The organism is Peribacillus sp. V2I11 (assembly GCF_030817135.1).
Taxonomy (GTDB): Bacteria; Bacillota; Bacilli; order Bacillales; family DSM-1321; genus Peribacillus; species Peribacillus simplex.
This window is the reverse complement of the sequence record NZ_JAUSYW010000001.1, coordinates 4,241,825-4,263,588: the sequence shown is the minus strand read 5'-3', so window position 1 is coordinate 4,263,588 and position 21,764 is coordinate 4,241,825. Positions and strand designations below refer to the sequence as shown.

The following is a 21,764-nucleotide window of genomic DNA, read 5'->3' as shown; positions in this document are numbered from 1 at the left end:
AAAGTCCCATTCAGTTCTTCTTTTAAAAGATCAGGTTAAATCCCTTCACATTTATTAACGTTTTCCGTTCCATTCGATTCCCGATCACAGCCGCCCTCACTCTTCCATGCGTTTCAATTACGCCGCCGATTAATTTTCCCTTCTTTTCATCCGTGAAGATATTTTTGGCTTTCAGAAACTCCCCATTGAATATGATCCTATATGTATATTTTCCCCTGCTGTTAAGTGGCATTCGTTGGCATGTTTCACAAAGATGTTCCTTGCTGCAGATATTTTGGAAACGCGCCTTTACCAAATATCCCACCTTTAATGAATACATCCCCCTCCTTTGACTTGATTTCCTTCACATTACTTACATCAAGCTCACTTAAAATGGATATATCCTTCGTAGCCGTCACGGAAAAATGATCCATTTCCGTCTTCCCACTTGAATTCTTTCCCCGCTTGCCTCTGTAAGTGCATCCTTTAATTCTTTGACGTTCTCCAATATGATTTGCGGAAAACCGAACAAGATAGGATTCATTGAAGAATGGAAAAGCCTTTTTGAAAAACGGTTATAAAAATAATATCCTTATCCGCTTCCAATACAAAATACTCATTTTTCATTTACTCCTCTCTTCCGAATGATTAAATATACCTATAATTATAATCTAAAAATTTAGAAAAGGAGCTATATAGCAATTTGTGCCGCTTTTCAATCAAACAAAAACGCCTTTTATTTATGGGATTTCCTGCAAAATCCAATAAATAAAAGGCGTTTAATTTTTTTACCGGCAGCGTAAAAAATTCTGAAGTTGCCGATTAGAAAAAATCACGAAGCAACTTCTTCCTGTCCTTTACCTCCAGATGGAGATTTCCTATTTATATTTAGCGGCTCTAGCCTTTATATGGTCAATTGTTACCCTGAATCTTAACAATGGGTTCCCCTACCCCTGTCAAGAAGCCTTATGTTCGAGACGCAGCTTATCGGCAACCATGGCAATGAATTCGGAATTTGTGGGTTTTGCCTTAGTCATGCTTACGGTATATCCGAAAAGAGATGAAATGGATTCTATATTTCCACGGCTCCAGGCCACTTCAATCGCATGCCGGATAGCACGTTCAACACGGCTGGCCGTAGTATTGTATTTTTTTGCGATATCCGGATATAAAACCTTGGTGATAGAACCCAATAGTTCGATATCATTATATACCATGGATATCGCTTCCCTTAAATACAAATAGCCCTTAATATGTGCTGGGACTCCAATCTCGTGAATGATGCTTGTGATGCTGGCATCTAGGTTCTTCGGCTTGGATTCATTTTGGGGACGATAGCTAAATTGACTATGATTTTTTAAAACCGCCTGCCCTTTACCGCTTACCTGACGTATGTGATTGGCCAGATTTTCCATATCAAATGGTTTCAGGATAAAGTAAGACGCGCCCAAATCAACAGCTTTTTTCGTTACATCTTCTTGACCAAAGGCAGTAAGCATAATCACATTAGGCATAGCACCCCGTTTTACTTCACGAAGTTTTTCAAGTACACCTAACCCATCTAAATGAGGCATGATAATATCGAGGATCAATATATCCGGATCAACGCTTTCAAGCATACCCAGGCAATCTTGACCGTTATGTGCCACCCCAATTACTTCCATGTCTTCCTGTGCAGAAATGTATTCTTCCAGAAGGCCAACAAGTTCTCTATTATCATCTACAACGCACACCTTAATTTTTTTCACGCTTGATTTCCTCCTCAACTACAATTGGTCTTTTTTTCTATATGACTAAATTCTATTGTAATTGAACTTTTCGACAATGGAAACTAAATTCCTTTTATTTTTGAAAAAATATAAGGAATTCAATATTATTCTCCGGATATCTCTTGTTTTCGACTTCGTTTGCTATTCGAATAAACTTGTTTGTCGAAAAATCTTCATATCGTTTTCATTTTATCACATCGTTTCAAAAAAACCTCTATTTTTTGAAGAAATCAAATTTAATTCATGCCCGAACCTATGCTAATCATAAATTTCCATTAAAAAGGGGCATCCAAAAGGATACCCGGATTCTTAGCTTGCCTTTTCATAATTATCTTTGTCGTATATATTTATACCGGCTTCGTTTAACATCCATTCGATATGGACTCCATACCCACTTGTAGGATCATTAACGAATACATGGGTGACTGCACCGATTAATTTCCCATTTTGTATGATAGGACTGCCGCTCATACCTTGAACGATCCCACCCGTTTTTTGAAGCAATTCCTTATCCGTCACTTTTAAAACCATTCCCTTAATTGCAGGAAACTTCTGTGGTATGGAACTGACGATTTCGACATCGAATTCCTCCACTTCAGAACCATCCACCACTGTAAGGATTTTTGCTGGTCCTTCCTTTACCTCATGGGAAAGGGTGATGGGGAGTGGCTTTTCGTTTATTCCATTTTTAAAATCCTGATTTAATTTCCCAAAAATGCCAAAGGGACTATTGCGATTGATATTTCCTATTTTTTCTTTATTGGAAGAAAAGCGTGCCAATTTTTCTCCAGGATCACCATTGCTTCCCTTTTCAATGGATGTGACCGTCGATTGAACAATCTGACCGTCCTTAACAACAATCGGCTTTTTTGTATCCATATCGGATATGACATGTCCCAACGCCCCATATTTTTTCGAATCCGGGTGATAAAACGTCATCGTTCCGATGCCAGCTGCCGAATCACGGATATATAAACCTAATTTGTAAGTTCCTTCATTCTTATCTTTTAGAGGTAATAGGGTACTATGAAGCATTTCATTATCACGGTTAATGACAAGATTCAACGCCTCACCCTTTTCGCCTGCCTGCTGAACAAAAGGGGTTACATCCCCCATCTTCTTTATCGTCTGACCATTGATTTCTGTAATAATATCACCGATTTCAATTTTCGCTTTTTCTCCCGGTGATTTTTTCCCCTGCGCAGTATCAATAAGATGATGACCTACTACGAGAACCCCAAGAGTATTAAGCTTTACTCCAATGGATTGGCCTCCAGGCATGACTTTAAAGTCTTTTAACACCCTGATGTCGACCTTTTTGGCAGGCAAGCCTGCTACATCGAGTAACACTTCATTCGTACCTGGTTTCTCAGCACCAAGCGTAATCGAAGCTTGTTCATCATGAAGCGAAATTCCATCACTGGATTCCGAAGTTTTTGCGGAAACAGGCAATGATTTGGAAATACTATATTGACTTCCTTCAAATAGCACAAGATGATTTGGAATTAAAAAATATTCACGAGATGGCTGGTATAACCCTAATGTTAATAGCGAAACAAGGAGAATTCCACCGATGATCCTGTTTATCCATACAAATTTCAACCCATTCACTCTCCTCGCTCTCTGAAACTTTATGGCTACACCTTTAATTTAGCCCTCATGACAGTCATTTATAACAGATGCAAAAAATAAAAGCTATCCGTTTTTGGATAGCTTTACAATGAATGCTTATAAATAATCTTCTTACCGTCCCATCATGATGTAATCTTCAGCCTTTTGGCCAGCTGGATTAATTCATTGGCATGCTGCTTCGTCAAATCCGTTATCTCTACTCCTGAAATCATCCTGCCAATTTCTTTTACTTTTTCAGTTTCAATTAGCGGCTTGACCGAGGTATTAGTGCGTCCGGCCCTTACATTTTTCGCTATGAAAAGGTGAGTATCCGCCATAGCTGCAACCTGTGGCAAATGGGATATGCACAGTACTTGTGATCCAGTTGCCACTTTATAGATCTTTTCGGCAATGGATTGTGCAACCCGTCCGCTCACACCTGTGTCCACTTCATCAAATATAATGGACGTTATGCCTTGGTGCTTGGAGAAAATGCTTTTCAAAGCCAGCATGATTCTCGACAGTTCTCCGCCAGAAGCGATTTTAGAAAGAGGTTTTAACGGTTCACCTGGATTGGTGGAAATATAAAATTCCATTGAATCCAGCCCTGACTGATTAATGCCCTTCTCTGACAATTCATCGAAAGTATAGGCCGTTTGAAGGAAATGTGGTTCGAAAATTGTCTTTTCCATGTATAAATCTTTTAATTCCTGATGGATCTTTTTGGTTAACTGCTGAGCGAATTTCTGGCGAAGTTCAGAAAGATTCTTTGCTTCGACAATTAAATCTGCCTTGATGGATTTCATTTCCTTTTCAAGCTTCGCTATATGTGTTTCCCTATTTTGCAGTTTTTCGACTTCTTCTTCTATAGCGGCTCCATATTCCAGGATTTCCTCGATGGTCCGCCCGTATTTACGCTTTAATTGATTTATTTCATTAAGGCGACTTTCAATGAATTCCACACGTTCAGTATCATAATCCAAAGAGTCTAATTGGTCTCGGATGTTTGACACGGCCTCTTCAAGCAGGAAGTAGCTATTTGAAACGGTTTCAGAGCTGTTCTTCAAACCTTCATCAAGCCCTGCCGCTTCCTCCAAATTATTCATGGCTACGGAAAGCCAATCAATTGCATGCTGCTCACCATTTAAAGCATTATAACTGGTTTGCAGCGCTTCATGGATTTTTTCGAAATTATTAATTTTCTTCCGCTCTTCCATCAATTCTTCATCTTCGCGTAATTTCAAATCAGCTTTTTGGATTTCATCGAATTGAAATTGGATCAAATCAAGGCGGTGGACCATTTGCTGTTCATTTTGGCTCAAACCATTCAATTGTTTAGAAGCGGTTTCATAACGTTTATATAGCTTTTGGTATTCAGTGAGTGCAGATGCGATTTTTTCACCGCCGAATTGATCGAGTAGTGGAAGATGGAGTCGTTCATCCATTAATTCCTGATGTTCATGCTGTCCATGGATATCTATCAATGTCCGTCCTATCTCCCGTAAAGTGGAAATCGTTACAAGCTTTCCATTTACCCTGCAAACGCTTTTGCCGCTTTGTGAGATGTCCCTTCGAAGTATCGCCATCCCATCATTCATATCCAGGCCAAACTCTTCCGCTTTTGCAAAGACCGGGTGTTTTTCATCTTCAATTTGGAATAATCCTTCTATTTCGGCCTTAGACTCACCATGCCGAATGAACTCTGCAGAACCACGCCCCCCAACCAAAAGATGAACGGCATCTATTATGATTGACTTCCCTGCCCCTGTTTCCCCTGTCAAGACCGTCAAGCCTTTCTCAAATGAAACGGACAGGCTGTCTATGATTGCAAAATTCCTAATCGATAGTTCTATTAACAAACTAGGTCACCTCACAAAATTATTAGAGCATGTCCAAGAATTTGCCGGAAATGATCTTTGCATCTTCCTCAGAACGGCAGATAATTAAACAAGTATCATCGCCGCCGATCGTCCCGAGTATTTCTTGCCAATTTAAATTATCGATCAATGCACAGATTGCCTGGGCATTACCTGGGAGCATCTTCATAACCAGTAAATTGTTGGCTGAGTCAATGCGAACAAATGCATCGACAAGGATTCTCTTTAATTTTTGAAGTGGATTGAAACGTTGGTCGGCCGGCAGACTGTATTTATACCTTCCATCCGTTAAAGGAACTTTTACAAGGTGAAGCTCTTTAATATCCCTCGAAACAGTGGCTTGAGTTACATTGTATCCAGCTAATTTCAATTCTTCAACTAACTCATCCTGGGTTTCGATATCATTATTCGTTATAATGTCCCTTATTTTTATATGTCGTTGTCCTTTATTCATAAGTAGAAGCACCTCTTCTCAACTGTTGCTCAATTAATGATAATGTATCACTTTCATTTCTAACTTAAGAAAGCTGCCCCAATATGGGATTGCTTCGGTATCATCAGTACGTGCAAATAGGCCGCTTTAGAAAGTGGCTAATATTAATGTTATCGGATTTTTATGCAATTGTACAACTTTTTCTCTAAAATGAATACAAGTCTATTTTTTGTACTTACCTATTTTATGTTCCACCCATAAATGATTCGAGTGCATATGACGCACAGTGTATAGTGAAAAAGCTCCTTTAGCCAACCATTCAGCCAAAGGAGCCCATACAAAGTTCTAGCTATTCTTTTTTAAATTGGGCATGGGCCTCTCCAACGATGTCATCAACCGTTTTCGAAAACAATATCGCTCCATCTTCCTTCGACCCTTGCCAGTGTAAATGAAGTAAGAATTCAATATTTCCATCACCGCCGGTAATCGGTGAGAAGGAGGCATCCTTAATATCATAGCCTTCCTTTATAGAAAAAGAAATGATCTTATCCAACACTTGTTTATGGATTTTGGGATCACGAACAATCCCCTTTTTACCCACTTGATCCTTCCCGGCTTCGAATTGCGGTTTAACCAAAGCAACGACATCACTATTCGGGACGAGCAAAGTCTTTAGCACCGGTAAAATTAACGTAAGCGAGATGAAAGAAACATCAATGCTTGCAAAGTTTGGCATCTCCCCATCGAGATCGGCGGGTGTAACATAACGGAAATTGGTCCGTTCCATTACTTTAACCCGCTCATCCTGCCTAAGCTTCCAGGCAAGTTGATTATAACCCACATCAAGCGCATAAGACATGGTGGCGCCATTTTGCAAAGCACAATCCGTGAACCCACCAGTTGATGAACCGATATCAAGCAGTATTTTTCCATTCACTTGTAAATCGAATTCCCTTAATGCCTTCTCAAGTTTAAGACCGCCTCTTGAAACGTAAGGCATGACTTTTCCTTTGATCGTAAATTCGAGGTCGACCGGCACTTTTTCCCCCGGTTTTTCGTACCTCTCTTCATTCGCGTAGACAAGGCCTGCCATAACCATACGCTTCGCTTTTTCACGTGTATCGGCCAAGCCTTGTTCCACTAGTAATACATCTACTCTTTCTTTCATCACTTTCATATTGTCAGGCCCTTTTTTCTTTTTTGGGTGTTATCATTTTAATCTTTTTGATGGCTGTCTCAGTCGTTAAACCGATTTCTTCAAGAAGTTCATCGACACTTCCATGTTCAATGAAATAATCAGGTATTCCCATTCGATCTATAGTTGCCCCATAAAACCCTTGATCATGAGCATATTCAAGTACAGAACTACCAAAACCACCTTGAAGAACCGCTTCTTCTATTGTCAAGATAGGCATTTTTTCACCAAGGAGACTGCTTAGCATGTTCTCATCCAAAGGCTTAATGAACCGGGCATTGATCACCTTGACTGAATAATCCTCTTTCTCCAGCAGTTCTGCCGCTTCAAGAGCCATGGGAATCGTTGTACCGAACGTTAAGATGGCCGCATCCGTTCCTTCTTTAAGGACTTCCCACGTACCGATTGGAATCTGCTGTAATTCGGTATCCATCGCAACTCCCCAACCATTCCCACGAGGGAAACGCATAGCAATCGGACCATCATTATAGTTTAAGGCCGTATTGACCATATGCTGACCTTCGTTTTCATCTTTCGGCATCATCAACACCATATTCGGAACGTGGCGTAAGAAAGCAATATCGAAAACGCCTTGATGCGTTTCACCATCTGAACCAACCAATCCGGCACGATCGATCCCTATGAAAACGTTCAAATTCTGACGGCAGATATCATGCACCACCTGGTCATAAGCCCTTTGAAGGAATGTTGAATAAATAGCCAGAAAAGGTTTCATTTTTTGTGTTGCCAATCCGGCTGCAAAAGTTGCAGCATGCTGCTCTGCAATACCTACATCATAGAAACGCTCCGGGAACTCCCGGGAAAAGCCCACCAATTTCGAACCTACGGGCATTGCAGGTGTAATCGCGACAATCCGCTCATCGTCACGGGCTAGCCGGCTGACAGTATCGCTTACAAGAGCGCTCCAAGCAGGACCTTTACTAGGGGATTTCACGAAATCACCTGTCTCGATCTTGTATGGGCCTGTCCCATGCCAGTTTCCTGTTGTATCCAACTCGGCAGGGGAATATCCCTTTCCTTTTTTCGTGATGACATGCAGCAGTACAGGTCCCTTCGTTTTCTTGGCATATCTTAAATTCTCCAGCAATTCCTCATAATTATGACCATCCACTGGTCCAAGGTATGTGAAACCGAGCTCTTCGAAAAAGATTCCTGAGACCAATAAGTACTTCATGCTATCCTTCAAGCGTTCTGCTGTAGCCGCAAGTTTACCACCGACTGCAGGAATTTTTTTCAAAAGCAGCTCCAATTCATCTTTTGCCCAGTTATATTTACCTGCTGTCCGCAATCTTCCCAATATCGTGTGTAAAGCACCTACGTTAGGGGCTATGGACATTTCATTATCATTCAGGATAACGATCATGTCCTTTTTTTCATCACCGATATGATTCAACGCTTCCAGCGCCATTCCGCCTGTTAGGGCACCGTCCCCGATTACAGGCAAAATAAAACTGCTTTCACCTTTGATATCACGGGCAGCCGCCATTCCCATTGCAGCTGAAAGGGAAGTCGAGCTATGACCGGTTTCCCAAACATCATGGGGGCTTTCAATCATTTTAGGAAAACCGCAAAGACCTTTATATTTCTTTAAGGTGTCGAACTCTCCTGCTCTGCCAGTCAGGATTTTATGGACATAGGATTGATGTCCGACATCCCATAAAATTTTATCATTCGGACTGTCGAATTCTTTATGCAAGGCTATAGTCAATTCGACGACACCTAAATTGGGACCAATATGCCCACCGGTCACCGATAATTTTTCCACAAGGAATTTACGTACTTCCATACTTAACTCGACAAGTTCTTCATTATTCATCTTCTTCAAAAAAGAAGGGTCTTTTATAGATAGAAGATCCAAACAGGACCACTCACTTTCTGTCATCTTCGGTTGTAAGCATAAACAAAGCCTCATAAAAGAGGGCTATGGAAGACTTGACCGAAAAATTGGTTTTAAGTTAAAAAATAGCCGCCAACACCCAGGTGATTTCGGCGGCTTATTATACCTATTTTATCACGTTTCTCAATTGAAAAATTCATTTTGATTTTCACATATTTTTGCACAATGAGTATACCATAAAACCTCAATTGATAACAAATTTAGCCACAATCAATGGTTGCGGTTCGCTATTAAATCAGTTAGTTCATTCAACAAACCCGTTTGTAAGGTTGTTTTTCCTAAAGCGGCATGGGCAAGTTCTATATGATGTTCCAACTTTTCCTTTGCCCCTTGAAGTGTAAGTAAAGAGGGATATGTGCTTTTATGATTCCCCACATCACTTCCAACCGGCTTGCCGATCAACTCGACGGACCCTTCAATATCCAGAATATCATCGCGAATTTGAAAAGCAAGCCCCAGTTGGTATGCAAAGTCACGTAAATGCAGTTGCTGTTCTTCATTCGCTCCGGCTAATATAGCTCCGGAAAGGATGCTTGCAGTCAATAACTTCCCTGTTTTATGTTCATGGACATACTCCAATTCCTGAAGGGTCAATTGTTTATTTTCCCCTTCCATATCGGCAACTTGACCTCCAACCATTCCTTCGGCTCCGGCAGACTTCGCAATTTCACTTACAAGGTCCAGCTTCATTTCAGCCGTCACCTCGGGATCGGTCATATCCGTCACCAATTGAAAGCTATATGTAAGAAGCGCATCACCTGCCAGTATTGCAACCGCTTCACCGAACACTTTATGGTTCGTCGGTTTTCCGCGGCGGAGATCATCATCATCCATCGCCGGAAGATCATCATGAATCAAAGAATATGTATGAATCATTTCAATGGCAGCCGCTGCAGGAATCCCCATCCTCAAGCTTTTTCCAAAGGCCTCCAGAACCGCAAAGACCAATAACGGGCGAATCCGTTTACCTCCTGCCTCCAGTGAATAGATCATGGCTTCTTTGACCACTGCCGGGGCTTTAAGTTTATTGACATATTCCACGATTTCCCGTTCTATAACCGCCTTATATTCTTTAGAAAACATTTCAAAGGACGCCGTACCCATGTCATTCTTCCTCCTGTACAGCGAAGTTTTCAAGTTCCCCATCTTCGCGTAAAATTTGAGTCAACTGATCTTCAACAGCCTTAAGCTTTGAATGGCAAAGCCTTGATAAATCCATTCCTTGTTTATATATGGAGATGGCTTCTTCCAAGGGCACATCGCCTTCTTCCAACTGTTCCACAATTTTTTCGAGATTCTCCATCGCTTCTTCAAATGTAGCTTCCTGTTTTTTTGTCATGGTTCAATCCGCTCCTTTATTTCTTTAATTTCACATTCAAGGGTACCATCTTTAATCGAAACCGCTATCTTATCCCCTTTGGATACTTGCTGTGTACTTTTCACTAATGTCTCATCCTCAGCAAAAACCAATCCATAGCCCCGTTCCATGATTTTTAGTGGACTCAGCGCAGACAAAGTGGCTGTAATATGGACGAACTGCTGTGATTTTTGCCGATAGATGGCTTCCATGGCCCTCCGTAAAACCTTTACATGCTGGTGCAATTCATCTTTCGCATTTTTCACCGCTTGTTCAGGATGCTGCTTTTTCAGAATATCGTTCAGCTGATTCAGCTCATCTCTCTTTTTCATGAAATATCGCGTGCTGGTCCTCCCTAGCCTGTCCATCGTCTTGTCTAGCTGTTCAAGCTTCTGTTCATACATTTTATGTGGATAACGGAAAGCATAAGACCTCTCCATCCTGGTCAAACGGGTTCGTTCAAAATTGACCGCTTCTTGAATGGAGCGGGTCAATCGATTCTTGCGGTTCATAAGGCGTTCGAGTATTTCATTCAAGTGAGGAACCGCTAACTCCGCTGCACCAGTCGGTGTAGGAGCACGCATATCGGCGACAAAATCAGCAATTGTAAAATCGGTTTCGTGACCGACAGCAGAAATTACCGGTATATCGGAATCATAAATCGATTCAGCCACTATCTCCTCATTAAAGGCCCATAGCTCCTCGATCGACCCGCCGCCCCTTCCGACGATGAGAACATCACTCTCAGCCCTTGCGTTAGCCGTGGAAATTGCCTTGGCAATCGATTTAGCGGCATTATTCCCTTGTACAAGTGCTGGATAAACGATGATCCTGGCGATTGGATATCTCCGCTTGATGGTTATCAGGATATCTCTTAGTGCAGCTCCGGTCGGCGATGTAATGACACCTACAGATTTAGGGTAATGGGGAATCGGCTTCTTATGTTCGGCCAAAAACAAACCTGCCTCCTCCAGCTTTTTCTTCAGCTGTTCATAAGCAAGATACAAATCCCCCACACCATCAGGGGCCATGCTTTTCACATAAAGCTGATACTGTCCCCCCGCTTCATATAATGATATATCGCCCTTAACAAGTACCTTCATACCATTTTCGGGCAGGAATTTCATCCCTTTATTATTGGCGGCAAACATAACGGAGAGGAGTCGGGCCTTCTCATCCTTTAAAGTAAAATACATATGTCCGCTTGTATGTTGTTTAAAATTTGAAATTTCACCTTTTATGTATACATTTTGCAAGTGGGGGTCGGCATCGAACTTCCGTTTGATGTACTTCGTTAAAGCCGACACACTCAAATATTGTTGATTGCTCATATAATGTCTCCTTCCGATGGAAATCGGATATAAAGAAAACCCGCCTATGGATTACACTTAAAACTTGATTAATCCATGAATGGAAAAAAAGCGGTCTCCCGTTATTATAAAACAAGAGGTCCGCTTCTTTAAAATAAATTAACGTTTTTTTCAGCTTTTTAATGCTTGATTGTTCTGTTCAAGTGCTTTTTGAGCAGATTTGACCGTATTCTTCATAAGCATCGTAATCGTCATTGGACCAACGCCTTTAGGAACAGGTGTAATGTATGAAGCCTTATTTTTCACTTCATCAAACGCCACATCACCGCAAAGCTTCCCTTCATCATTCCTGTTCATTCCGACGTCAATGACGACTGCGCCTTCTTTAATATGGTCACTCGTGATCGAGTCCCTCTTTCCGACAGCTGCCACAACTACATCGGCTTGCTTGGTATAATATGCAAGATCCTTTGTCCGTGAATGACAGTATGTAACGGTTGCATTTGCATTTAAAAACAATTGTCCGGCTGGTTTTCCGACGATATTGCTTCTCCCTACGATGACAACATGCTTACCTTCAAGGTCATAGTCGATATACTCAAGCATCACCATGACGCCGTAAGGAGTACAAGGTAAAAATGTATCCTGTCCCGTCATCATCCGCCCAATATTAATCGGGTGGAATCCATCTACATCCTTTTCAGGGGAAATCGCTTCAATGATCGCTTTTTCCTGAATATGTCCAGGCAATGGCAGCTGCACCAATATACCATGAATGCTGTCATCCTGGTTTAACTCGGCAATGCTCTGAATTAATTCCTCCTGAGAGAGTTCCGCAGGCTTTTTAATTAATACGGAATGCATGCCCAAGTCCTCACAGGCCTTTTGCTTATTGCGCACATAAGTTTGTGATGCTTGATTGTCACCCACCAGGATTACAGCCAAACCCGGAACGACATTTTTTTCACGTAACTGTTGAACTTCCTTACTGATTTCCTGCTTAACTGACTCTGCAATTTCTTTACCATTAATGATTTGAGCTGACATGTGTTTATTCCTCCCAAGTTAATTTTGCTAAAGAAATTGCTATGAGATTCCTTGTTCAAGGCTGCAGCTTTAGCTGCCGCTTTTCACCTTTACTTTGGATAAAACGGCATTTACAAAGCTGCTCGATTGATCATCACCGAATTTCTTAGCAATTTCAATAGCTTCATTCATTGCAACACTTACAGGGACCTCTTCACTTTGAACCATTTCATAAACCGCGATCCGCAGTAAATTCCGATCAATGATCGCCAGTCTTTCCAACGTCCAATTCTCTAAATTGTCCCTGATCATTCCATCAATTTGTTCTCGATTTTCCGTTATCCCCATTACTAATTTCTTGAAATATTCATCAGTGGGAGCACCATCCAGTACGCTTTCCATTGCTTCTTCTGCATTCGAGTTGGCAATATCTATCTGATATAGTGCTTGAAGGGATTTTTCACGGGCTTCTCTTCTTTTCATAATCTTACTCCTTTAACATCTACTATTATATATGAAAATGCTAGAACAAACGAACATTAAATAACATTTTTTCAAAAATATTAAGATTTTCGCTATATTATTTAAAAAACAAGCTAAATCCCACTAAAATTAAGGCCAAAAGACTCAATATCTTGATTCAAGATAACATCTCAAGATTACTTTCCAATTAAACGGCCAACACAGTCCCATACTTTTTGAAAGTGTCAAAAAGCTCATGCCTAGCTTTCATGCTCATATTTCACCTTTTACACTCTAACAGAAATCACCCTTGAATTAAAGGGAAACTTCCAGACACCGCCTTATTATGTTCATTTAAATTTAATATTATAAGCAGGCTCCAAAGCGGGGTATCATGAAGTATACATTCAAAAAAACAAAAACCCGGCTTTTTGCCGGGTTTTTGCAGGTGTGAATCGATGAAGCCACTTACACTTCTTGTTCGTAATCAGCTTCTTGTTTAGCGTTTTCAAACGCAATGCCCACTACATGAATGTTCACTTCGCCAGCGTCGATAGCGGTCATATTCAACAAAGCTTCACGAATGTTATCTTGCACTTCCTGAGCAACTTTCGGAATTGAAACACCAAACTTCATGACACAATAAAGTTCGACTTTGATGGATTCTCCCGTTAAGTCCACTTTAACACCTTTGCCGTGGTTCTTTTTACCAAGCTTTTCAACAACACCCGTAGCGAAATTCCCGCGCATATGTGCAACACCTTCAACTTCCGATGCAGCGATACCCGCAATAACCTCTATCACCTCAGGCGCGATCTCCACTTTGCCCAGCCCACTATTATAATCATTCATTTCGAGTAATTGGCCTTCCATTTCACTCATTCAAAAGCACCTCCTGTCTTCCTTTACATTATGAGTTCATTACATCATATATTTCAAGAAATTTGGTATTAAATTCCCCGGAAACAAATTGTTCATGCTGAAGTAACTTAATATGGAAAGGAATTGTGGTACTGATCCCTTCAATGACAAACTCACCTAAGGCGCGTTTCATCTTCTCGATCGCCTCTTCCCTAGTCGGTGCATGGACGATCAATTTAGCGATCATGGAATCGTAATATGGCGGTATCGAGTACCCAGGGTATGCCGCGGAATCCACACGAACTCCGTAGCCGCCTGGCGGTAAATACATCTGAATCTTACCTGCGGAAGGCATGAAATTCTTTTCTGGATTTTCCGCATTGATCCGGCATTCGATAGACCATCCGTTAAAAGTGACATCCTCTTGCGAAAGCGATAGTTTGTTACCTGAAGCAACTTTGATCTGTTCTTTAATCAAATCCACGCCCGTTACCATTTCTGTAACTGGGTGTTCAACCTGGATACGTGTATTCATTTCCATAAAGTAGTATTTTCTATTCACATAGTCATAAATAAATTCTACTGTTCCGGCACCTGAATAGTTAACGGCAAGTGCAGCCGTTACTGCAGCCTGCCCCATTTCCGCACGTGTTTCACCATCCAATGCTGGTGACGGGGTTTCTTCAACAAGTTTTTGCAAACGTCGCTGGACCGTACAATCACGCTCACCTAAATGGATGGCGTTGCCATGATTATCTGCCATGACCTGTATTTCAACGTGACGGAAGTCCTCGATGAACTTTTCAATATACACGCCAGGATTCCCAAATGCCGTCGCTGCTTCCTGTTGCGTGATGTTAATGCCTTTAATGAGCTCTTCTTCAGTCCTTGCGACGCGGATACCTTTACCGCCTCCGCCGGCAGTAGCTTTGATGATGACTGGATAGCCCATTTCATTAGCTAGCGCTACACCCTCATCCGTATCTTTAATTATGCCTTTAGAACCGGGAACGATCGGTACACCAGCTTTGCGCATGGTTTCCCTTGCTACGTCCTTTGTTCCCATCTTATTGATCGCTTCGGGGCTGGGACCTATGAAAATGATATTGCATTCACGGCATAGCTCAGCAAAGTCGGCATTTTCAGCTAGGAATCCATATCCTGGATGAATAGCGTCGGATCCCGTTTTCTTGGCTGTGCTGATAATGTTCGTTGTATTTAAATAACTGTCTTTTGATAATTTAGGACCGATGCAATATGCTTCATCCGCAATTTGAACATGTAATGCTTCTTTATCTGCTTCTGAATAGACCGCAACAGTCTCGATTCCTAATTCCTTGCATGCCCGGATGATTCGGACAGCAATTTCCCCACGATTGGCAATTAATACCTTTTTAATCATTTAGAAACAGCTCCTCATTCCGGCTTTACTAAAAATAATGGTTGACCATATTCTACAAGCTGACCCTCTTTTACAAGGACTTCAACGATTTCGCCGCTTACTTCGGCTTCGATTTCATTGAAAAGTTTCATGGCTTCCACGATGCAGACGATGGAGTCCCCCGTTACTTTATCGCCTGTTTTTACGTATGCAGGTGAATCCGGTGCAGGAGATTGGTAGAAAGTCCCTACCATCGGAGAAGTGATTTTATGTAAATTTTCCTGTTCAGTGACGGCAGCAGCCGGTTTTACAGGTTCAACAGCTTTCGGCACTGCAGGTGCAGGGGCCGCTGCGGGCTTGACCTCTACAGCTGCATTGGCTTGAACAACTTCTTGAGCAGCTGCTGGGTGTGATACTGTACCCGTTTCAGTTTTTTTCAATTGAATTTTCGTTCCTTCATTTTCAAAAACGAATTCACTGATATTTGATTGATCGACTAGCTTAATAATTTCACGAATTTCTTGCACTTTCATTTTGTGGCACCCCTTGTCTAATTTAATATGAGTTTGTGAGGCAATAATATTTTATGTAACCTTACCCTTAGCTTATCCTACTTTGTCCAATACTGCACAAAGTAGCCGCTTTCTTTATGCGAATGCGAATAAACTGAATACAAACCTCATCTGTATTATAACAGATATTTCACTTTCTCAAAATATTGTTTCCCTTAGAGAATTGAATAGTTTATGACCAGCTTCTAACATCATACAATATTAGCTTATACAAATTCAATGATAGATTAGTTGTGACTTATTATCCATACTTCCATCTTACACCTTTATTATAATATTGTGAATATTTTTCAACTGGGGCACCTTAACGCTTTCTCTAGTATTTTGCATATTACCCGTAGAAAATCTGCAATAATATTCATTATAATTACTTTTCTAGAATATTGCGGATGATCATGATCGCCATTTCTATTAGAGTTCCAGATACCAATTTACATAAAAAAACTTTCCCTCAAAAGTTTCCCGGTTGTAAGATGGTTAAAAAGTCATAATAAAAAGCCTCCCTTTTTTTATTAAGGGGGGCTTTCAAATTTTTATGATGTTGAACTGTTCTGTATCAGTAATTTTTTCTGTATGTGTGTTTACTTTTCCGGTTGGAAATCGACCACTACATTTTGTGCATCGCTCACTTCTTTCCTTACGAGGCGGATAATGTTATTGGCCTCTGTTTTCGTTTGTTTATCGGCCTTGACACTCACCTTTACATCCGTTCCGTCCACCCGGACCAGTGCGGCATTGTAATCCATGGCAACAATTAAGTTTTCGATGATATTTTCTTTTACTTTCGTTTCACTTAATTGTTCGATTTTTGCATAAGCCTCGTCTCTTTCTTCAGCTGATAGTTCTGTGTTGCCCATCTTTGCAGTCAATTCTTCATTCAGCTTCGCCCGTTCATCTTCAATCTGCATCCTTAACGATTCGAACTCATCTCCAGATGCAATGGTTACAGAGGAACCTTCTGTATTTTTAGCCGTTTCTTTTTCACTTTTATTTTCACCTTTTGTATCCGCTTTGTTTTCTGTTTTACTTTCTGTTTTATTTTGTTCCTGTTCCATTTGCTCTGTTGCCGTCATATCGGCGGCATTTTCTTCAGGAGCGGTTAAATAATAGACTGAAAGCACAACGACCAGACTTAGCATAGTCAATAACCAAACGGTTTGTTTTTTTAATAACATGTAGATTTTCCCCCTTATTTTTTAGGCATGACAGAAACCCTGTGACTCGGTACATCAAGTGAGCGTGTGACAGCCTCGATGATCCACTTCTTTATTTGAATGTTTTCGGCCCCTTTAGCGACTACCAGGACTCCTCGTACACTAGGTTTTTTCGTTTCCGAAATGATCGGTCCTTCTTTTTCACCGCTCTTGACCAAAACTAGCTGTTCATCAACAGATGTGTCTTCGACCGTCCTTTTGCCGCCTTCCTGGTCGGTTTCTTCAGTGACTTGTTTTTGGGTGACTTTGTTTCTTTCATATACTTTTTTCTCGGATGCATCGACGTAAATTACGACTTTTACATCCTGCACGCCTGCGATGGACTCAAGCGCCTCCTTCATTTCATTTTGAAGATATATTTCATAGTCTTTTGTTGTCTTGAATTCTGATTTCTTCTGGCCGAATGTTTCAACATCCCCTTCATCATCCTGTTGTTTATCATTATTGAATACAGTCTTCACTTCAGGTGTTTGTCCCGTCTGGTTGGTGGTTAACAAATTCCCGGCCATCATGATTCCCGCTCCCAAAAGGACAACTATTAGAGCATAGACATACAGGGAAGGTTTTTTTTCCTTAGGCTCTTTTTGGTCAGGGTCTTTATTTAATAGTTTTTGCAGCCAGGATAATGGACCTTTGTCTTTGTTCAATACTCAGTCACTTCCTTTCCCCGGCGATTTCAATGATCTCTTCATCTACAGACCAACTTGTTGCCAGAAACCTTTTGACAGCATCCAGATTGGCATCATTCGAAGTGGATGGGCTATCTGCATTGATATCAACCTTCGCTATTGCCTCTATCTCCGAGTTTTCTTCCCCTTCTGCTTTTTCCAATGAGATGGTTATGTTCTGCAGATCATCAACACCCGGTTCTTCCTCATCCTTGACCCCTACATCAATTGAACTAATCTTCAGTTTATAATCCACCATCAGCTCCTCTTCCACTTCTGCCTGTAAGTCAACAGCCATTTGTTTTAAAATATATGCACCCTGGGTAGCTTGTATTTCTTTTTTCTTCATTTCTGTCAAATTTCCTAAATCTTTTTTTTTCTGATCCTTAAATTCACTAGTAGCCGCAGAGAGGATATCGTCGAAATCCTTATTGAATAATCCCAATATAGGAGTGATGATGATCGCAATCAGTAATAGTCCGATGACCATTTTGGCATACTTCTGTAAAGCTGAATTCGGAAGAAGCATATCGATCACAGTAGCCAGCAATACAAATATGATGATGTTGGATACCCAGCCAGCTAAAAAACTCACCAAGCTCTCCTCCTTTCTAACGAACCATCAGGGTAATGTTTCCAGAGGCGATAATTACCGTGATACTTAAAAAAAACATGAGTGAGACAATGGCCAATGCAGCGAAAATATAAATCATGCTTTTACTTATAATGTCAAGGCATTTTATTACAGGTCCTCCGCCCAGCGGCTGCAAAAGACTCGCTGCCAATTTATAGACAAAAGAAATCATCAAGATTTTTATGGCGGGAAATGTGGTGATGAGCAAGAGAATGATGACGCCTGACAAGCCCACTGTATTTTTCAAAAGGACAGAGGCACTAATGACCGTATCCGTTGCATCAGTAAACATGCGCCCTATTACCGGTATAAAGTTACCTGTCACGAATTTGGCTGTCCTGATCGTAACTCCGTCGGCTACAGCTGAGGATGCTCCCTGAACGGAGATCACACCAAGGAATATGGTCATGAATGCCCCCAGGATACCGATGGCAAAATTACGGAGAAGTTGTGCCATCTGTGTCACTTTGTAATGTTCGGTCAGCGTGCTGACTATGCTTAAAATCGCTGCAAAGAATAATAACGGAAGGACGACAAACTGAATCAAGATGCCGCTTGTATTCATCAAAAACATCAATACCGGATGAAAGAAGGCTGCCGATACAAGTCCGCCTGAAGCAGCCATCAATGCCAAGAGTAAAGGGATGAGCGCCATTAAAAAGGAAATCATCAAATCTATCGTATCTTTTGTATATTCAATCGCCACATGAAAACTGTTAAGTGCCAAAATGATCAGCACCATATAAACGATTGCGTAAGCGACCTTACTTACGGAGCTTTGCTCGAACGCATTCTGCAAAGACTGGAGGAACATGCTGAAAACGGTTAACAAAATGAGTGATCCCAGTAGCTTTCCATTAACGAGCAGTTCATGAAAAATGAATTTTGTCATTCCCTTAATCCATTGGTCAAAGGAAAATTTCTTATCGCCGCTTACAAAATCCATGAAGCTCCCTTTCTGGCTTTCCGGTAAGAATCCACCATATTCCGTAACGATGTCATCCCAATATTGTTTGAGCTCATCGACACCCAGCCTTTCTATTTGGGCTTGTACCAGTTCGGACTGCATGACCGGCTCTTGATCGATTTCACCATTTTCGGGATTTTCGGCAGCTTGTCCAATAGATGCATGCAAAAAAAAGAGTAAAACCAATAGAATGGATAAGTAAGGCATCCGCTGCTTCATACATTCACCTCATTGACTAGTAGGAGTAATCCGTTAACTTGGGAGCATCTGTAAAATCGTTTCGATAATGACCGTCAAAATCGGAATCGCCATCGCAAGAATCAAGATTTTCCCGCTCAATTCTATTTTGGAAGCGAGCGAACCTTGCCCTGCATCTTTTGTAATTTGAGAAGCGAATTCTGCAATATAGGCAATTCCGATTATTTTTAAGATGGTCTCTAGATACACGGTATTTACATTCGCATTTACCGCAATTTTTTCTAACATTAAAATGATTTCGTATATTTTGTCAGCTAAAAAAAGAAAAATGGAGCATCCTACAAAAACAACAAGCAGGAATGCGAAATTTGGTTTTTGCTCTTTGACGATCAGTGCCAAAAAGGTGGCAACTAGGGCAATGGCCACGATTTTTATGATTTCAATCGCGAATCCCTCCCTTACTGAAATAGAAATACAGATTTAATTTTTTGAAATAAATCCTCTACTACAGAAGCTACCATGAATAAAATATAGATAAATCCGAAAAGTGTCACCCACTGGGCATATTCCTTCTTCCCAACCTGGTCGAGTATCGTGTGAAGAAATGCCACAACTAACCCCACACCCGCTATTTTAAATATGATGTCCACATCAATACCCATTTTCATTCCCCCCACATATTCCTACATCAGCAAGATGATCAATAATAGCCCTGATAAAAAACCAAGACTTTTCATCATTTTTTCATATTTTCCCTGTCGGTCGAGTGCATCGCTCTCTTCCCGTTCCAAGTGTGCCATCGTTAGCATGATTTGCTTTTGCTGATGATATTTATCACTTTTTCCAAGCGTCTCCCCAAACTGTGAAAGAATCTCGAATTCTCCCTGTTTCAAAGCAAGGGATTGCCATATTTTCTTCAAACTATCATCCCATGCTTCTTTGACGGTGGTCTCTCCTGACTCGAGTCGATTCGCAAATGTATCGAAAAAGATGGATAAAGGTTTGGCCATCTGTTTAGAAAGTTTCCTTGCCGCTTCTTTCAAAGGTGTATGACCATACATGATTTCAGCTTCAAGCGATTGCATGGCGACTTTCAGCTGTCTCAGTTGACGGGGCCTCATACTTAATTTTTTCGCGGCTTCGAAACCTGCCCATGTCGTAGCAATAATAATTATCGCTGCTCCTATTAACTTAAACATGCCGGTTCACACTTTCTCCCAAGAAAATGGGAACCCCTGCTGCATCAAGGACTTTGTAGCTCCTCTTACCGGATTTACTTTTCTGTAATTCTATAAAGCGTTCAAAGATGTTTTGCTTTAATATTTCGGCGATAAAAGGTCGCTTCTTAACCTCATCCAGGGTATGGCCATGTGTAGTTATCATGAGTTTAATACCTGCGTTCACTGCTTCCAGTACAGCCTGTGTATCCGCTGCACGGCCTATTTCATCCACGATCAATACATCCGGGGACATCGAACGGATCATCATCATCATCCCTTCCGCTTTAGGACATCCATCGAGCACATCAACCCTTGTTCCAAATTCGAGCTGCGGCACTCCATGAACACATCCGGCAATTTCCGAGCGCTCGTCCACTATCCCCACCTTTTGAGGGGCAATGCCGCGTTTTTCATTACCACTGGATATCATTCTTGCGATATCACGTAATATGGTCGTTTTTCCCGTTTGCGGAGCACCGATCAACATTGTATGTTGCCATTCCCCGTTATATAAATATGAAGTGAGCGGTTCAGCTGCACCTATTTTTTCACGTGCAACCCGAATATTGAATGAGGAAATATCCCTGATGGCTTTGACCGACCCATTTTCCAGGATCACCTTGCCAGCAAGCCCCACCCGATGTCCGCCCGCTATGGTTATATATCCTCGCTTTAATTCTTCCTCAAGTGTATATAACGAAAATTGACCTATTTGATTCAATAATTGATCTGCATCCGAATGGGTCACTTCATAGGAAAAGAAGTATGGTTCCCCTCCTACAATGACCTCAAGCGGCCTTCCAACCCGAATTCGCAGCTCTTCCATCTTATCGATCATCATCGGTGTCATACCCCGGAGTTGCTCGTATAATTTTTTCGGTAAAAAAGAAAGAATCGTTTCCATTTTGACAATCCTCCTGTATACACCACTTTCAATAAAATATATGCCGACCCGCCCACAATGATGACAGGCTATTAAAGAAACCGACCATTTATTGATTTTTTTATAACTTCCGGGATCTAAAAAAGACCAAAAAAAAGACCGAGAAATTAATCTCGGTCTACAGTCCTTTTATTTTAAAAAAGTTACAGTTGATTTCAGAAATACGCTC

Annotated in this window: 24 protein-coding genes; all 24 read right to left on the bottom strand. The window is 41.2% G+C overall.

Annotated features, from left to right (window positions below):
• Nucleotides 1-22 precede the first annotated feature (22 nt).
• The 24 genes from QFZ73_RS20870 to spoIIIAA all read right to left on the bottom strand — a co-directional run bounded on the left by QFZ73_RS20870 (nucleotide 23) and on the right by spoIIIAA (nucleotide 21,556).
• On the bottom strand, nucleotides 23-232 hold the full coding sequence (locus QFZ73_RS20870) for a hypothetical protein (RefSeq protein WP_307270226.1): 210 nt from the start codon (nucleotides 230-232) through the stop codon (nucleotides 23-25).
• 13 nt (nucleotides 233-245) lie between these two features.
• Complete coding sequence (locus QFZ73_RS20865; protein ID WP_307270224.1) at nucleotides 246-413, bottom strand: hypothetical protein; 168 nt, start codon at nucleotides 411-413, stop codon at nucleotides 246-248.
• A 522-nt stretch (nucleotides 414-935) separates the two neighbouring features.
• A complete protein-coding gene (gene spo0A, locus QFZ73_RS20860; RefSeq protein WP_034308269.1) occupies nucleotides 936-1,727 on the bottom strand; it encodes a sporulation transcription factor Spo0A in 792 nt (263 codons plus the stop codon).
• A 330-nt stretch (nucleotides 1,728-2,057) separates the two neighbouring features.
• Nucleotides 2,058-3,350 (bottom strand): SpoIVB peptidase, encoded by a 1,293-nt coding sequence (spoIVB, locus tag QFZ73_RS20855; RefSeq protein WP_307270221.1) that lies wholly within the window; start codon nucleotides 3,348-3,350, stop codon nucleotides 2,058-2,060.
• Nucleotides 3,351-3,502: 152 nt separating this feature from the next.
• The gene (gene recN / locus QFZ73_RS20850; RefSeq protein ID WP_307270218.1) at nucleotides 3,503-5,218 is read right to left on the bottom strand and encodes a DNA repair protein RecN; all 1,716 of its coding nucleotides are present in this window, start codon (nucleotides 5,216-5,218) and stop codon (nucleotides 3,503-3,505) included.
• Nucleotides 5,219-5,240: 22 nt separating this feature from the next.
• Nucleotides 5,241-5,690 (bottom strand): transcriptional regulator AhrC/ArgR, encoded by a 450-nt coding sequence (gene ahrC, locus QFZ73_RS20845; protein ID WP_034308279.1) that lies wholly within the window; start codon nucleotides 5,688-5,690, stop codon nucleotides 5,241-5,243.
• Nucleotides 5,691-6,018: 328 nt separating this feature from the next.
• Complete coding sequence (locus QFZ73_RS20840) at nucleotides 6,019-6,846, bottom strand: TlyA family RNA methyltransferase (RefSeq protein ID WP_307270213.1); 828 nt, start codon at nucleotides 6,844-6,846, stop codon at nucleotides 6,019-6,021.
• Between the two features lie 4 nt (nucleotides 6,847-6,850).
• A complete protein-coding gene (gene dxs, locus QFZ73_RS20835; RefSeq protein ID WP_307270210.1) occupies nucleotides 6,851-8,743 on the bottom strand; it encodes a 1-deoxy-D-xylulose-5-phosphate synthase in 1,893 nt (630 codons plus the stop codon).
• A gap of 249 nt (nucleotides 8,744-8,992) precedes the next feature.
• On the bottom strand, nucleotides 8,993-9,886 hold the full coding sequence (locus tag QFZ73_RS20830) for a polyprenyl synthetase family protein (protein WP_307270207.1): 894 nt from the start codon (nucleotides 9,884-9,886) through the stop codon (nucleotides 8,993-8,995).
• Between the two features lies 1 nt (nucleotide 9,887).
• Nucleotides 9,888-10,121 carry an exodeoxyribonuclease VII small subunit gene (locus QFZ73_RS20825; protein WP_034308286.1) on the bottom strand — a complete coding sequence of 78 codons (234 nt, stop codon included), beginning with the start codon at nucleotides 10,119-10,121 and terminating at the stop codon, nucleotides 9,888-9,890.
• Nucleotides 10,118-11,470 (bottom strand): exodeoxyribonuclease VII large subunit, encoded by a 1,353-nt coding sequence (gene xseA, locus QFZ73_RS20820; RefSeq protein WP_251431014.1) that lies wholly within the window; start codon nucleotides 11,468-11,470, stop codon nucleotides 10,118-10,120. Before xseA ends, QFZ73_RS20825 begins: the two co-directional genes overlap by 4 nt.
• A gap of 150 nt (nucleotides 11,471-11,620) precedes the next feature.
• Nucleotides 11,621-12,496 (bottom strand): bifunctional methylenetetrahydrofolate dehydrogenase/methenyltetrahydrofolate cyclohydrolase FolD, encoded by an 876-nt coding sequence (folD, locus tag QFZ73_RS20815; protein ID WP_307270201.1) that lies wholly within the window; start codon nucleotides 12,494-12,496, stop codon nucleotides 11,621-11,623.
• A gap of 69 nt (nucleotides 12,497-12,565) precedes the next feature.
• The gene (gene nusB / locus QFZ73_RS20810; RefSeq protein ID WP_251431009.1) at nucleotides 12,566-12,958 is read right to left on the bottom strand and encodes a transcription antitermination factor NusB; all 393 of its coding nucleotides are present in this window, start codon (nucleotides 12,956-12,958) and stop codon (nucleotides 12,566-12,568) included.
• A gap of 447 nt (nucleotides 12,959-13,405) precedes the next feature.
• Nucleotides 13,406-13,810, bottom strand: a complete 405-nt coding sequence (locus tag QFZ73_RS20805; protein ID WP_222620245.1) for an Asp23/Gls24 family envelope stress response protein — start codon at nucleotides 13,808-13,810, stop codon at nucleotides 13,406-13,408.
• A gap of 37 nt (nucleotides 13,811-13,847) precedes the next feature.
• A complete protein-coding gene (gene accC, locus QFZ73_RS20800) occupies nucleotides 13,848-15,200 on the bottom strand; it encodes an acetyl-CoA carboxylase biotin carboxylase subunit (protein WP_251431006.1) in 1,353 nt (450 codons plus the stop codon).
• 14 nt (nucleotides 15,201-15,214) lie between these two features.
• Nucleotides 15,215-15,712, bottom strand: coding sequence for an acetyl-CoA carboxylase biotin carboxyl carrier protein (accB, locus tag QFZ73_RS20795; protein ID WP_307270194.1), 498 nt, complete (start codon nucleotides 15,710-15,712; stop codon nucleotides 15,215-15,217).
• A gap of 620 nt (nucleotides 15,713-16,332) precedes the next feature.
• A complete protein-coding gene (locus QFZ73_RS20790) occupies nucleotides 16,333-16,926 on the bottom strand; it encodes a SpoIIIAH-like family protein (RefSeq protein WP_251431000.1) in 594 nt (197 codons plus the stop codon).
• Between the two features lie 14 nt (nucleotides 16,927-16,940).
• Nucleotides 16,941-17,612: a stage III sporulation protein AG gene (spoIIIAG, locus tag QFZ73_RS20785; RefSeq protein WP_063233088.1), complete on the bottom strand. Its 672-nt coding sequence runs from the start codon at nucleotides 17,610-17,612 to the stop codon at nucleotides 16,941-16,943.
• A gap of 7 nt (nucleotides 17,613-17,619) precedes the next feature.
• Entirely contained in the window at nucleotides 17,620-18,228 is a 609-nt protein-coding gene (spoIIIAF, locus tag QFZ73_RS20780) for a stage III sporulation protein AF (RefSeq protein ID WP_251430994.1), read from the bottom strand.
• 16 nt (nucleotides 18,229-18,244) lie between these two features.
• Nucleotides 18,245-19,453, bottom strand: coding sequence for a stage III sporulation protein AE (gene spoIIIAE / locus QFZ73_RS20775; protein ID WP_251430991.1), 1,209 nt, complete (start codon nucleotides 19,451-19,453; stop codon nucleotides 18,245-18,247).
• Nucleotides 19,454-19,486: 33 nt separating this feature from the next.
• Nucleotides 19,487-19,876 (bottom strand): stage III sporulation protein AD, encoded by a 390-nt coding sequence (spoIIIAD, locus tag QFZ73_RS20770; protein ID WP_094246647.1) that lies wholly within the window; start codon nucleotides 19,874-19,876, stop codon nucleotides 19,487-19,489.
• A gap of 14 nt (nucleotides 19,877-19,890) precedes the next feature.
• Nucleotides 19,891-20,094, bottom strand: coding sequence for a stage III sporulation protein AC (gene spoIIIAC, locus QFZ73_RS20765; RefSeq protein WP_034308319.1), 204 nt, complete (start codon nucleotides 20,092-20,094; stop codon nucleotides 19,891-19,893).
• 21 nt (nucleotides 20,095-20,115) lie between these two features.
• Entirely contained in the window at nucleotides 20,116-20,631 is a 516-nt protein-coding gene (gene spoIIIAB / locus QFZ73_RS20760) for a stage III sporulation protein SpoIIIAB (protein WP_251430989.1), read from the bottom strand.
• Nucleotides 20,624-21,556 carry a stage III sporulation protein AA gene (spoIIIAA, locus tag QFZ73_RS20755; RefSeq protein WP_251430986.1) on the bottom strand — a complete coding sequence of 311 codons (933 nt, stop codon included), beginning with the start codon at nucleotides 21,554-21,556 and terminating at the stop codon, nucleotides 20,624-20,626. Before spoIIIAA ends, spoIIIAB begins: the two co-directional genes overlap by 8 nt.
• Nucleotides 21,557-21,764: the final 208 nt, after the last annotated feature.